This is a genomic window from Bradyrhizobium sp. SOJA106, assembly GCF_059448745.1.
In genome coordinates this window covers 755,887-768,825 of sequence record NZ_CM182549.1, presented here as the reverse complement: position 1 = coordinate 768,825, position 12,939 = coordinate 755,887, and the positions used below count along the sequence as shown (strand labels likewise).

Here is a 12,939-nt window from a genome sequence, read left to right as displayed (position 1 = left end):
AAATGCCGCGCATGTCAGCTCTGAGCAGGCGCGTCATAGAATCGCAAATGGTCGCGGAATCGCAAATGGTCGCGCAACCAAATGCGTATTTCTGCGTTGTTCAAGGTTGTTGCGATGCACAACCTCGCACTCGGCCTATCGTACCTCTCCTTCGCCGATGAGTGCGAACGGTCCCCACCTGGTGGGATAGGCGTTGCGCGGTGACGACGTGTCATCAACATAGGTTAACATCGCGCGGCGCAAGGCTTCGGCGCGCCCGATCTTTGGTTCGTTTTTGAGCAGCTCGAAAGTCGACGTGGTTAGTCGCGTGGCAGCTTCCGAATCCACCGCCCAATGCGAGACCAGCAGCGCGCGGGCGCCAGCGTAGAAGAACGCGCGCGCCAGCCCCGACAGCGCCTCGGCACCGGGCTTCTCGCCGGCGATCGTGTTGCACGCCGACAGCACCACCCAATCGGCATTGAGCTTGAGCTGGGCGACTTCGCTCGCGGTCAACAAGCCATCGTCGAGCTCGGTGGGCTGATCGGGAATGGAGAGCGCGAGCGAGGGCTCGCCCAGTCCCTTGACGTCGCCGGCAACGAGGCCGTGAGTGGCGAAGTAGATGATGCTGTATTGAGCAAGCGCTGCACGCTTCAGCGTCGTCTCGCTGGCGTCCCGGCCGAGATGAATGTCGGCCTCGGTGGCGCCGACATCCTTCGCCACCGCGTTCAGCTCGTCGGCGGTGTCTGGCAGCTGCGGCAACGCCTTTGCAAGCAGCGCGCGGTCGACGCCGGCGCCGCGCCAGAAGTCGGTATAGGCGATGGTCGTAATGCTGCGCGCCGCGAGCTTGCCGCTTGCGGCGCGCCGATCCGCCGGGCCTTCCAGCGCAGGGTTGAACACGGGATCGCCAAAGCCGGTCATCGGCTTGACGCCCTGATCCCGGCGCGCAGACGCGCGCAACGATTTCAGGCTGATCACCGACGGCAGCACCGACACCGCCTGACGCCGCAACAACCAGGCGGCGCTGCGATAGCCTTCGAGCGTGTCCGGGATCGCAGCCTGCGGCTTCTCCGTGACCAGCAAGTGAAACGGCAACGCGGTGAGCCCCGCCGAGGGCACCACCAGCAGGTTGCGCTTGTCTTTCGTCAGCGCCTCGACCGGGCCGAGCAGCGCGACATAGAGCTCGTTGGCGAGCGCGAGATCGAACAGCCCCGATTTGCCGGAGCCATCGCGCGCCTTGCCGACATCGAGACCCCTACGGAATGCGCTCACCTTCTGCGTCAGTGCGTCCGCGCCGAGCGGAATCTCCTTCCAGTCGACGGCCTCGCGCGTGATCGCGATGACATAGCTCTGCTTGTCGACGACGGAATAGAGCACCAACGCCTCCTCGGCAGACAGCAAGGGCTGGATGTCCTTCAACGCTAGCGGCAGCGGACTGGAGAGCGAGGCGTAGTCGGGAAACTCGATTGCGAGCGTCTTCTGCAAGCCCGCACGTTCCTTCGCGATCGCGGCGATCCGCGCGTGGCTGCGCTGCTCGGCGGCCAGGTCGCGCTGGGCGGATTGCTTCGACACCGCGCTGACGATCGCCTTGTCGAGCGCCTCGGTCTCGGCCGCGAGGTCCTGCTCCCTGCGCACCAGCTCGGCGAGCCGGTCGCTGCCGGCGGCGAACCGAACTGCAAGCTTGTTCACGGCGGAAGCGGCGGAGGATTGCGTGCCGCGCCGGATCGCGGCCAGCGCCTGATTCAGCGCCCTGTCGTCCGCCAGCAGGGATTGCTCGCGCGCAGCGAACAGGATCGGCAACACCACGCGCAGCTGCGCGCGGTTGGCCGCGAGCGTCCTTTCAGCGAGCGGCAGCGCATCGGCCGTTCGTCCCGACGCCTGAAGGAACGCGGCGAGAGTGCTGGTCGAGGTCGCGACATCGGGATTGTCAGGCCCGAGCGCACGCTCGCGGATCGCGAGCGCGCGGCGATAAAGCGGCTCGGACTCGGAATAGCGTCGCTCGTGCTGATAAAGCCCCGCGAGATTGTTCAGCGAGCGGGCGACGTCGAGATGATCCGGTCCGAGCACCTTCTCGCGGATTGCGAGCGAGCGCTTGATCGGCGCTTCGGCCTCGGCATCGCGGTTGAGATCGCGATCGACTTGGCCGATGTTGTTCAGGACCGTGGCGACCGCGGGATGCTCGGGCCCGCCGACCTTCTGATAGATCGCGAGGGCGCGTTGGAACAGCGGTTCGGCCTCGGCATGCCGCTCCTGTTTCACATAGAGCGTGGCGAGATTGTTGAGCGCCCGGCCGACATCGGGATGCTCGCGCGACAGACCCTTTTCGCTGACGGCCAGCGCACGCTTGAACAGCGGCTCGGCTTCAGCGAAGCGGCCCTGCCGCTGATAGAGCGCGGCGAGATTGGTCAACTCCGCCGAAACCAGTGGCGTTTCGAGGCCGAGCGATTGTTCCATCAGCGCGAGGGCACGTTTGTAGAGCGGCTCGGGGAGATCATCGCGGCCCTGGCCGGCATAGACCTGGCCGAGATTGTTGAGCGCGGCGGCAAGTTCGCGGCCGTTGTCACTCTCCAGGCGCGCCGCCATGCCTTGCGCGAGCGGCAGCGCCTCCGAATAGTTGCCGGCACTGATCAGCGCATTGATCCGCGTGCTTTCCGCGGCAAGAGCTTTCTGAGCAAGACCTTTCTGAGCAAGACTTGGGGTGGTAAACGATATCATGGTCGCGAGCGCCAAACCCGCACCCAGCGTCAAACGATGGCGTGTCATGAACCCTCTCGCGGCCGACTTCGAACCATTACGGTCTTGGGGCGCAGCGACCGAGGGCAGGGTTCAAGTGGCTGCGCTTCAGTCCACCTCAGAGCAGGATCCGGAAAATTGCGCAGCGGTTTTCCGAAAGATCATGCTCAAACAACAACCTGAAGCGTGGTGATGATTCATCCAAATCTCATCACGCCTTGGAGCGCGCTTCGCCAGCGAGGCGGACCAGCATCTTGCGCAGGGCCGTGCCGTCGGTCACCCGCTCCGGAAAATCCAGCCGTAGCGCGGTCTGGCCATCCTGCATGTCGAGACCCTCGGGGTCGCAGCCGGTGCAGCGCCAGTCGCCGGCGGGGGCGCCGAGGAGCCTTGTTGCGTAGAGGCCCATGGCGTCGCGATGATCGGCGTTCATGTGCTCCACGGCCCCCTCCTCGGCCGCAAGCAGATCCTCGGCGCCCGTGAGGTCGGTGAGGAACTGTTCGGGCTTAAGATCGATGATCCGGCCGAAGCCGGCGACCAAATGGGTTCCGGTCGGGCGGATCCGGAAGAAGGAGAAATCCTTAAACGAAACAAAAGCTTCTGCCGACGGATGGGCATTGAGATACCTCCGCTGGAGGAGCTCGTTGTCCGCCCCGGCCGCTTCGGCCCGGCCCGACAACATGATCCGGGCGCCCTCCAGGGGATCGCCGGCGGCACGCTCGTCCAGCATCAGCGAGACCCGGTTGTCGGCCAGGATATTCCTTGTGTGCACGGCCAGACCCGAAATCAGCAGGATCGGCGAGCCGTCAGGATGGCTCGCCAGATTGACCAGGGAACAATAGGGATCGCCCGAGCCCGCCATCAACGTGGCAAGGGCACCCTGCCGCGACCGCCGCAGCAGCGACTTGGCAAGCTTTTCGGGAGCGAAATCGGGGGTCGGTTGCATCGGCTTTCTCGGCTCAGGTGGTTGCAAGGGGGGTCTTTTTTCGGCTAAACGGGGGTCTGGTTATGGGTCGAGACGCGGCGAATCTGCCGTGTTTCGTGGAACTTGGTCACACTTCAGCCCAGCTTGCATTGCTCGGTGACAAGGTTCGTATGCCACTTCGGCACCCATGTATGCGGCGCATCACTGGATTGCTCGCCGTTTCAAGCCACGACCCAAACGGAAAGCAGAAAGCAGAGGCTCATGCCCACAATCGCTTTGGTCGACGACGACCGCAACATTCTCACATCCGTCTCGATCGCGCTGGAAGCCGAAGGCTACCGCATCATGACCTACACCGACGGTGCCTCCGCGCTCGATGGTTTCCGCACCACGCAACCCGATCTTGCCATCCTCGACATCAAGATGCCGCGCATGGACGGAATGGAGACGCTGCGCCGCCTGCGCCAGAAGTCCGACCTGCCGGTGATCTTCCTGACGTCCAAGGACGAGGAGATCGACGAGTTGTTCGGCCTCAAGATGGGCGCCGACGATTTCATCCGCAAACCATTCTCGCAGCGCCTGCTGGTCGAGCGCGTCAAGGCGGTGCTGCGCCGCTCGGCGCCGAAGGACCCGACCGTTGCGCCGAAGGAGAACGACGCCAAGGCACTCGACCGCGGCCTTTTGCGGATGGACCCCGAACGTCACACCTGCACCTGGAAGAACGAGCCGGTGACGCTGACCGTTACCGAATTCCTGATCCTGCAGGCGCTCGCGACCCGGCCCGGCGTGGTGAAGAGCCGCAACGCGCTGATGGACGCGGCCTACGACGACCAGGTCTATGTCGACGACCGCACCATCGACAGCCACATCAAGCGGCTGCGCAAGAAGTTCAAGGTGGTCGACAACGAGTTCGAGATGATCGAGACGCTGTACGGCGTCGGCTACCGCTTCAAGGAAGCCTGAGGCTCAGCGCGCCTTCGCGAAAGATTGAGAGCATCGCCGGTTCTGATTCCATCACGGCCGGGATGGCTCTTTGGGTGATTGCTTGAGCATGATCCTCTCGGAAAACCGCTGCACACTTTTCCGGATCATGCTCTAGGATGCGAGGACCCTTCCGCACGAGATGTCCTAACGCGGGAGTAAGCATTGCTTGACCGAACGCAGCCTGACGAGAACCAGAACGCCGGGGATATCGGATCCAACGGCATTCCGGAGCACGTTGCCGACGACAAGCCTGCCGCGCAGGGCTGGCGGCCGCTGAACTGGCTGAAGCGCGCCGGGCAGTTCTTCTTCGCGCTGTCCTTCTCGAGCCTGACCCGCCGCATCGTCTCGCTCAACCTCGCCGGCCTCGTCGCGCTGGTGGCGAGCATCCTCTATCTGTCGCAATTCCGCGCCGGCCTGATCGACGCGCGCGCGCAGAGCCTGCTGGTGCAGGGCGAGATCATCGCCGGTGCGATTGCGGCCTCGGCCACCGTGCAGACCAACGCCATCACCATCGATCCCGACCGCCTGCTCGACCTCAAGACCGGCGACAGCTATGGCGGTACGGACGATTCGCTCGATTTCCCGATCAACCCGGAGCGCGTGGCGCCGGTGTTGCGCACGCTGATCTCGCCGACCAAGACCCGCGCGCGGATCTTCGATCCCTATGGGACGTTGCTGCTCGACAGCCGTGACCTCGACAACGTGCTGAGCTTCCCGCTGCCGCCGCCCTCGCAGAAGCCCGGCCTCGTCGAGCGCGGCATGGTCGCGATCCGCACCTGGCTGAACCGCGGCGACCTGCCGCTGTATCGCGAGCTCGGGCGCGAGAACGGCAACGGCTATGCGGAGGTGAGCGACGCGCTCCAGGGACAGAAGCGCTCGATGGTGCGGGTCAATTCGCGCGGCGAGGTGATCGTCTCGGTAGCCGTGCCCGTGCTGCGCTCGCGTGCCATCCACGGCGCGCTGATGCTCTCGACCCAGGGCGACGAAATCGACCAGATGGTGACCGCCGAACGCCTCGCCATCCTGAAGGTCGGCGGCGTCGCCGCCGCCGTCATGATCATGCTGTCGCTGCTGCTGGCGAGCACGATCGCCGGGCCCGTGCGCCGGCTCGCCGACAGCGCCGAGCGCGTCCGCCGGCGCATCAAGGCCCGCATCGAGATTCCCGACTTCACCCGCCGCCGCGACGAGATCGGCCACCTCTCCGGCGCACTGCGCGACATGACCAGCGCGCTCTACAGCCGCATGGAAGCGATCGAGATGTTCGCCGCCGACGTCGCCCACGAATTGAAGAACCCGCTGACCTCGCTGCGCTCCGCGGTCGAGACGCTGCCGCTGGCGCGCAACGAGAACAGCCGCGCGCGCCTGCTCGAGGTGATCGAGCACGACGTCAAGCGGCTCGACCGCCTGATCTCGGACATCTCCGACGCCAGCCGTCTCGATGCCGAGCTCCAGCGTCAGGATGCGATTCCGGTCGATCTGCGCCGCCTGCTGACGACGCTCGTCTCCGTCGCCAACGAGACCAAGCTCGGCCACGACGTCGCGGTCGACACACGGTTCGAGGGCCGCGGCCCGACCGACATCTTTGCCGTGAGCGGCCACGATTCGCGGCTTGGACAGGTGGTCTCCAACCTGCTCTCCAACGCGCAGTCGTTCTCGGAGCCCGGCAGCAAGGTGCGCCTCACCTGCCGCCGCGTGCGCGGGGAGATCGAGATCGTGGTCGACGACGACGGCCCCGGCATCCGCGACGATGCGCTCGAGCGCATCTTCGAGCGCTTCTATACCGACCGGCCGCATCAGGGCTTTGGCCAGAACTCCGGCCTCGGCCTGTCGATCTCCAAGCAGATCGTCGACGCCCATGGCGGACGCATCTGGGCCGAGAACCGAGCCGGCCCGGTGGACGAGGATGGCGCGCCGACCGTTGCCGGCGCGCGCTTCGTGGTGAGGCTGCCGACGCTATGAGCGACGGCGGGCCCAGCATTCACGCCTCCGCAGTCAAGGTGGGGACTCTGGCGGTGCTGATCCGCGGTCCGTCGGGCTCCGGCAAGTCGCGCCTTGCCTTCGATTTGATCATGGCGGGGCGATCAGGCTTGGTCGAACGGGCCGTTCTGGTGGGCGACGACCGTGTCCATCTGGCGACAGTCGGCCAGGAAATTGAAGTCAGTCCCGCGCCGACACTGGCCGGCCTGATCGAGATCCGGGGTCTCGGAATCCGGCGCTGCGATTTCGTGAAGCGTGCGACCGTCGGCCTCGTGGTTGATCTGGACGCCCAGGACGCCGAACGACTGCCGCCCGCCGAATCCCTGAAAACCAGCATTTTTGGTGTCGAAATACCGCGAATCCCCGTCGGCCGCGACTATTCGTCCCTTCCATTGGTTGTTGCGGCCTTGACCACTACCAAGAGTTAACCTTCTGCTAAGCCGTCAGGCGATTGTTTGAAGGGAAATGGTAACCATATGAACCCCACTATCGCGGCCGAGTAGACCGGCGCAGCTCCCCTCATCCATCCGTCTAGATTCAGGGAGATACGCAACATCCCCTCTTGCGCGGGGGCTCTGGATGGTCAAAGTGGCGCGTTCGTGCGGTGCACCAAAAGCGCCCGCGAGGAGTTTTCCGATGATTGGTCTAGTACTTGTGACCCACGGGCGCCTTGCCGACGAATTCAAGGCAGCGCTTGAGCATGTCATGGGCCCACAAAAGCAAATCGAAGCGATCACGATCGGCGCCGAAGATGATTCCGATCTCTGCCGAAGCGACATCATCGAAGCGGTTAACCGCGTCGATTCCGGCGACGGCGTTGCGATCCTCACCGACATGTTCGGGGGCACGCCGTCCAACCTTGCGATTTCCTGCATGAGCCGGCCCAAGGTCGAAGTGCTCGCAGGCATCAACCTTCCCATGCTGGTGAAGCTTGCCAAGGTGCGCGAGGAGCGTTCGCTGCCCGACGCAATCGCGATGGCCCAGGAAGCGGGCCGCAAATACGTCACCATCGCCAGCCGCGTGCTCGCCGGCAAATGAGCGAAGAGGCGCCACAAGCGGGGACGGGCGTGCCCGCGGGCGCGATCTCCAAGGAGCTTCTGATCATCAACAAGCGCGGCCTGCATGCGCGGGCTTCGGCGAAGTTCGTGCAGGCGGTCGAGCGCTTCGACGCGCAAGTGTGGGTGACGCGCGGCGGCGAGACCGTCGGCGGCACCTCGATCATGGGCCTGATGATGCTGGCGGCGGGACCCGGCACGACGATCACGGTCGCGGCGACGGGTTCTGAGGCGGAAGCTGCGCTTGCCGCGATCACAGAGCTCGTCGAGAGCAAGTTCAACGAAGAAGGGGTTTAGGCCGCACCGTATTCCGGGATGGTGCCACAGCACTAGACCCGGAATCTCGGGATTCCGGGTTCGATGCTGCGCATCGCCCCGGAATGACCTTCGGTCACTTTCCCGGCGGGGCGATGTAGATATTCCAGCTCATTGACGGGCCGGCCTTGCCGTGGGTGAACCGGCGCGTGGTCATCACGATGCGCTCGGCGTTCGGCGCGACTTCGGACACCCATTTCTCGAAGGCCGGCAGGCGGCCGTCGGTCGGGTCGAACACGCCGATGAAGCCGTCCTTTTTGGCGTTCTCGCGCGAGGTCAGCCCGGAGTCCCAGGCCTCTAGCGGCATCAACGCCGCCGGATGATCCGGGCTGTAGAACACCAGCGGCTGGATCTGTTCCATCGTGCCGGCAACGACGGCCCAGCGCGAGCCGAAGCGGGTGTGCCAGGCCTGCGTCAATTCGCGCGCGAGCTCCGAGCGCGCGCCATAGATCTGTGCGTTGCCGGCATTGGCCGCCATCTCGCGCGCGGCGATCCAGGGCGAGGCTACGAGCGTCGCGACACTCAGCACGAGCCAGATCGCGGCGATGTTGAACAGCACCGCGCTCTGCACCCGCAGCACCGGGATCGCGACCAGCGCCAGCGGCACCAGGAAGAACAGCGAGATGCCCCAGTCCGTCTTCATGTAGATGCTGAAGGCGAGCGCGCCGAGCGGCGGGCCGACCGCGACGATGATCTGGACGATCCAGACATTCAGCGCCTGCGAAAGATTCACGCCTGGATTTTCACCGCGCGCCCAGGCCCGCGTGACGATGCGCGAGGGCGCACGCACGAGCAGCTTGAGCCAAGGCGGCACCAGGGCCATCGCCAGCGCGCCGAGCGCCACCGGCAGCGCGAGCAGCGCGACATTGTGCAGGGCATAGCCGGCCACGAGCTGATGCACGAGGCCAGCATCATCGAGGCTGTAGGTGTCGCCGGCATAGGTCAGCGGCACGAAATGCGCCTCTGCCAGCCAGACGATGTGCGGGATCATCGCCACCACCATGGTCGCGATCGCCACCCACGGCGCCGGCGAGGACAGCAAGCGCAGCCGCTCGGGATGAATCAGCGCGGCAAGGCCGATGGCGCCGATCATGGTCAACACCCAGTATTTCGTCATCAGCGCCAGCGCGCCGGCGAGGCCGAGCCAGATGCCGGATTGCCACGTTCTTTTCTCGAAGGCGTCGAGATAGGCGAGCGCCAGCAGCGGCAGCGTGACGAGCTGGAGCAAGTCCGCGTTGTACTTGAAACCCTTGAAATTGAAGATCGGGTAGAGCGCGACCATCACCACGACCAGGAACGCGCGCCGCGCATCCACCACGCGCAAGGCGATCAGCCAGCAGATCACCATGCCGACGCCGACGGTCGCCATCGCCAGCGCGTAGGTCGCCCAGTCCGCCGCCGGGAACACCTTGAACCAGAGCCCCGCGATCCAGCCCGACAGTGGCGGGTGCTTGCCGTAACCCCAGAGGAATTGCTGACCCCAACCGTAGGCTTCTGCGACGTCCATATGAACGTCCTGCGCTGCCTTGAGATTGATCAGGATGAAGGTCCAGAGCACCGCATGCAGGATGGCGAGCTGCATCACCAGCCACAGCCGCGCCTCGGGGCGGATCGCACAGGCGACCAGCCAGGACCGGAAGCGGTTGTAACTCAAGCGGGTCTTCGCCCGCGCTCTGGCCGTGGGAAGAGAGGTGGTCGACATGGCCCGCTTGCTAGCGCGTTTTGGCCTCGCTTGGAATCAGCTTGGCGTGAACAAAGACCCTGAAAATACAGCAATATGGTTGCCGCACGGGGATGTGAGTGGTATCCCGCGCCCATGACGACCGCCCCCATTTCCAACATCCGCAATTTCTCCATCGTCGCCCATATCGACCATGGAAAATCGACGCTGGCCGACCGCCTGATCCAGATGACCGGCGGGCTCTCCGACCGCGAGATGGCGGGCAAGGAGCAGGTGCTCGATTCCATGGACATCGAGCGCGAGCGCGGCATCACCATCAAGGCGCAGACGGTGCGCCTGTCGTATCGCGCCAAGGACGGCAAGGATTACATCTTCAACCTGATGGACACGCCCGGCCATGTCGACTTCGCCTACGAGGTCTCGCGGTCGCTGGCGGCCTGCGAGGGTTCCCTGCTCGTGGTCGACGCCAGCCAGGGCGTCGAAGCGCAGACGCTCGCCAACGTCTACCAGGCGCTCGACAACAATCACGAGATCGTCCCGGTCCTGAACAAGGTCGATCTTCCCGCGGCCGAGCCCGAGAAGATCAAGCAGCAGATCGAGGACGTCATCGGCATCGATGCCTCGGACGCAGTGATGATCTCGGCCAAGACCGGCCTCGGCGTGCCTGATGTGCTGGAAGCCATCGTCACCCGCCTGCCGCCACCGAAGGGCGATCGCGACGCGACCTTGAAGGCGCTGCTGGTCGACAGCTGGTACGACGTCTATCTCGGCGTGGTCGTGCTGATCCGCGTCGTCGACGGCGTCATGAAGAAGGGTAGCCGCGTGCGCATGATGGGCACGGGCGCGGCCTATGACGTCGAGCGCGTCGGCTTCTTCACGCCGAAGATGCAGCAGGTCGAGGAGCTCGGCCCCGGCGAGATCGGCTTCATCACCGCCGCGATCAAGGAAGTCGCCGACACCCGCGTCGGCGACACCATCACCGACGACAGGAAGCCTGTCGCGGACATGCTGCCGGGCTTCAAGCCGGCGATCCCCGTGGTGTTCTGCGGCCTGTTCCCGGTCGATGCCGACGACTTCGAGACGCTGCGCGCCGCGATGGGCAAGCTGCGCCTCAACGACGCCAGCTTCTCCTTCGAGATGGAGACCTCCGCCGCGCTCGGCTTCGGCTTCCGCTGCGGCTTCCTCGGTCTGCTCCACCTCGAGATCATCCAGGAGCGGCTGTCGCGCGAGTTCGATCTCAACTTGATCGCGACCGCGCCGAGCGTCATCTACAAGATGAAGCTCACCGACGGCACCGAGCTCGAGATCCACAATCCCGTCGACATGCCCGACGTGGTCAAGATCGCCGAGATCGACGAGCCCTGGATCGAGGCTACGATCCTCACGCCCGACGAATATCTCGGCAGCGTGCTGAAGCTGTGCCAGGACCGCCGCGGCTCGCAGAAGGAGCTCACTTACGTCGGCTCGCGCGCCATGGTGAAATACGACCTGCCGCTCAACGAGGTCGTGTTCGACTTCTACGACCGCCTAAAGTCGGTCTCCAAGGGCTACGCCTCGTTCGACTATCATCTCACCGACTACAAGCCGGCCGACCTCGTCAAGATGCAGATCCTGGTCAACGCAGAGCCGGTCGATGCGCTCTCGATGCTGGTCCACCGCACCCGCGCCGAAGGGCGCGGCCGAGCCATGGTCGAGAAGATGAAGGAGCTGATCCCGCCGCACATGTTCCAGATCCCGATCCAGGCGGCGATCGGCGGCAAGGTGATCGCGCGCGAGACGGTCCGCGCGCTGCGCAAGGACGTCACCGCAAAGTGCTACGGCGGCGATATCACGCGCAAGCGCAAGCTTCTGGAGAAGCAGAAGGAAGGCAAGAAGAAGATGCGGCAATTCGGCAAGGTCGACATCCCGCAGGAAGCCTTCATCGCCGCGCTGAAGGTGGATAGCTGAGCCGGGAGGTGGGACGGACCCCGTCTCCGGGCCGGGCAACAGCCGGTCCCCGGCCGGCAAACAAGTTGCGAAAACAACCCCATGCACAGTAGCCGCCCCTTGGCGGGATTGCGCTTTTTCGATTTTACGAAATCCATTTGCTCCGTCGGGCAAAACAGGCGTATGGTGGCAGCATCGCAGGGTGTGTGATGCGCGCGCTCATCGCAACGTAGCATCTCGACTGCCGGTGGCGTTGGTCGTCATTTTCTCCGGAATGCCCCTGCGCGCTCAGGGACGTGCATGTTTCAAGCATCAATCATTCAACCCGACGGAGTTATTTCATGGTCCGTTCAAGCATCACGCGGCGCAGGCTGCTTGGCGCTGCAGCAGGCTCGGCCTCTGCATTGGCCTCAAGCGCATTCGTCACTCCGGCCCGCGCGCAATCGACCCAAAGAACCTATGTGCTCGTCCCCGGCGCATATTACGGCGCCTGGTCCTGGCATCGCGTCACGGAACGCCTGCAAAAGCAGGGGCATCGCGTCTATCCGCTGACGCTGACCGGATTGGCGGAGCGCTCACACCTTCTGAACAAGGACATCACCCTCGACACGCACATCGCCGACATCGCCAATCTCGTCGAATGGGAGGACCTGACGGACATCTGCCTCGTTGCACATTCCTATGGCGGCTGTCCGGCATCGGGCGCGCTCGAGCGCATCGGAAGCCGGGTGTCGTCCATCGTCTGGGTCGATGCGATCAAACCCGCGGACGGCCAGTCGTTTCGAGACCTGGTCTCCTTCCCGATCGAAGAGGGCGCGATCAGCCGTCCGGCTCCCAAAGCGCTGCCTCCGAATGCATTCAACGATCCGAAGGATGTTGCCTGGGTGTTGTCGAAGGTCACTCCACACCCCATCGGCACATTCCTGCAGCCAGTCAAGCTTTCGGGAGCACGCGAAAAGGTCGCCAAGAAAACCTATATCCGCTTACCGAGATTCCAGCTCGCCGCCATGGACAAAGCGGCAGCGGAGTGCAAGGCGGACAGTTCCTGGACCGTCCTCGAAAACACGACGTCCGGCCACTCGGTCATGATCGTCGAGCCTGAATGGTTGACCGAGGTGTTGACCAAAGCAGCTTGAGACCGGTCTGACCAAGCTCGATGGGTGGAGCTGTTGCGAAGCCCATCGCCTGACTGGCCGGCGCGGTATTCGTCATTGTCGGTAGCTCGATTCGATTGTCAGGAAGCTTGACGGTGTCGCTTCCGCCTTCGCTCTTTCGAGCTACGGCGGACAAGCCGCTCGACCCATCCGAACTCCGCCCGTCCCATCAAGTTGCGCCTGAGGAACCATCCAGGTTGGGTGACGTTTCCGACG

General features: G+C 64.4%; 10 protein-coding genes. 7 read left to right on the top strand and 3 right to left on the bottom strand.

Annotation, left to right across the window (positions count from 1 at the left end):
* Positions 1-135: 135 nt before the first annotated feature.
* Positions 136-2,739, bottom strand: a complete 2,604-nt coding sequence (locus tag AC5V87_RS03620; RefSeq protein ID WP_495370036.1) for a CHAT domain-containing tetratricopeptide repeat protein — start codon at positions 2,737-2,739, stop codon at positions 136-138.
* A 181-nt stretch (positions 2,740-2,920) separates the two neighbouring features.
* Positions 2,921-3,652: a HugZ family pyridoxamine 5'-phosphate oxidase gene (locus AC5V87_RS03615; RefSeq protein ID WP_456841320.1), complete on the bottom strand. Its 732-nt coding sequence runs from the start codon at positions 3,650-3,652 to the stop codon at positions 2,921-2,923.
* A 240-nt stretch (positions 3,653-3,892) separates the two neighbouring features.
* On the opposite strand from AC5V87_RS03615, the gene AC5V87_RS03610 reads away from it, so the two are divergent.
* The 5 genes from AC5V87_RS03610 to AC5V87_RS03590 all read left to right on the top strand — a co-directional run bounded on the left by AC5V87_RS03610 (position 3,893) and on the right by AC5V87_RS03590 (position 7,944).
* Complete coding sequence (locus AC5V87_RS03610; protein ID WP_008542552.1) at positions 3,893-4,594, top strand: response regulator transcription factor; 702 nt, start codon at positions 3,893-3,895, stop codon at positions 4,592-4,594.
* A 183-nt stretch (positions 4,595-4,777) separates the two neighbouring features.
* Entirely contained in the window at positions 4,778-6,574 is a 1,797-nt protein-coding gene (locus AC5V87_RS03605) for a sensor histidine kinase (protein WP_495370035.1), read from the top strand.
* On the top strand, positions 6,571-7,020 hold the full coding sequence (locus AC5V87_RS03600; protein ID WP_456841322.1) for an HPr kinase/phosphorylase: 450 nt from the start codon (positions 6,571-6,573) through the stop codon (positions 7,018-7,020). Before AC5V87_RS03605 ends, AC5V87_RS03600 begins: the two co-directional genes overlap by 4 nt.
* Before the next feature lie 208 nt (positions 7,021-7,228).
* Positions 7,229-7,630, top strand: coding sequence for a PTS sugar transporter subunit IIA (locus AC5V87_RS03595; RefSeq protein WP_024339151.1), 402 nt, complete (start codon positions 7,229-7,231; stop codon positions 7,628-7,630).
* The gene (locus AC5V87_RS03590; protein ID WP_456841323.1) at positions 7,627-7,944 is read left to right on the top strand and encodes an HPr family phosphocarrier protein; all 318 of its coding nucleotides are present in this window, start codon (positions 7,627-7,629) and stop codon (positions 7,942-7,944) included. The genes AC5V87_RS03595 and AC5V87_RS03590 overlap by 4 nt, the downstream gene beginning before the upstream one ends.
* 94 nt (positions 7,945-8,038) lie before the next feature.
* Here AC5V87_RS03590 and AC5V87_RS03585 read toward each other — a convergent pair whose 3' ends face one another.
* Positions 8,039-9,664, bottom strand: coding sequence for a glycosyltransferase family 39 protein (locus AC5V87_RS03585; protein ID WP_495370034.1), 1,626 nt, complete (start codon positions 9,662-9,664; stop codon positions 8,039-8,041).
* Positions 9,665-9,778: 114 nt separating this feature from the next.
* On the opposite strand from AC5V87_RS03585, the gene lepA reads away from it, so the two are divergent.
* Together lepA and AC5V87_RS03575 are read left to right on the top strand one after the other, a co-directional pair.
* The gene (gene lepA / locus AC5V87_RS03580) at positions 9,779-11,590 is read left to right on the top strand and encodes a translation elongation factor 4 (RefSeq protein WP_456841325.1); all 1,812 of its coding nucleotides are present in this window, start codon (positions 9,779-9,781) and stop codon (positions 11,588-11,590) included.
* Positions 11,591-11,973: 383 nt separating this feature from the next.
* The gene (locus tag AC5V87_RS03575; protein WP_495370033.1) at positions 11,974-12,705 is read left to right on the top strand and encodes an alpha/beta fold hydrolase; all 732 of its coding nucleotides are present in this window, start codon (positions 11,974-11,976) and stop codon (positions 12,703-12,705) included.
* Positions 12,706-12,939: the final 234 nt, after the last annotated feature.